We start from the raw sequence: 598 nt of genomic DNA on the forward strand, positions 1-598 counted from the left end.
GGTTTGCTTTTTCTTTCGTTTGGGAAGGCCCTGCACCACCGTACTGTTGCGGAACCTGCGGAACACCACAGTTCCCGCCGTTCCGTGCAGGGCACCATTTCTTTCTAATATTGCCATATTGTATGTCTTTTGTGGCTGCAGAAGCGTCGGAGGCCCGGGAGGATCATATTCTCTGATGGAGGTTCCTGGAGGGTCAGGGGCGCCGGTGCTGCCGGCTATGAGAGTAAAGTTGGGATATTACAGGACAGGGATCAAGTGCTGATTGTTATTTAGATGAATTCTAAATAAACCCATATATTTACAGGCTAAGAGCCATACAGAACCCGCCTTTTTCATAAGAAAGGCGGGTTCTATGCGGTACATAAGAGGGAGATGAGCGGCAACATTCATAATGCAATCAGGAAGTGGTCAGGGGATGATCTGAGCCTGGTTGGAGAGGATCTAAGCCCGGCCGGGGAAGATGCCAGCCTGTTCCGTCGCCAGTCTGATCCGAAAAAATCTCCGTCTTTTATTTACCATATAGGCCAGAGATATGTAATCATATTCATTTGTTATTATTAAATAACGAACCGCTATCTGACCATCCGCCCATCAAGCT

The 598-nt window shown here is 48.0% G+C and carries 1 protein-coding gene; it reads left to right on the forward strand.

Annotation, left to right across the window (positions count from 1 at the left end; translation table 11 throughout):
* The first annotated feature begins 372 nt into the window (after positions 1-372).
* Complete coding sequence (locus DDR33_RS04410) at positions 373-561, forward strand: hypothetical protein (protein ID WP_109414575.1); 189 nt, start codon at positions 373-375, stop codon at positions 559-561.
* Positions 562-598 lie beyond the last annotated feature (37 nt).

Source organism: Pararcticibacter amylolyticus, from assembly GCF_003130405.1.
GTDB classification, from domain to species: Bacteria; Bacteroidota; Bacteroidia; order Sphingobacteriales; family Sphingobacteriaceae; genus Arcticibacter; species Arcticibacter amylolyticus.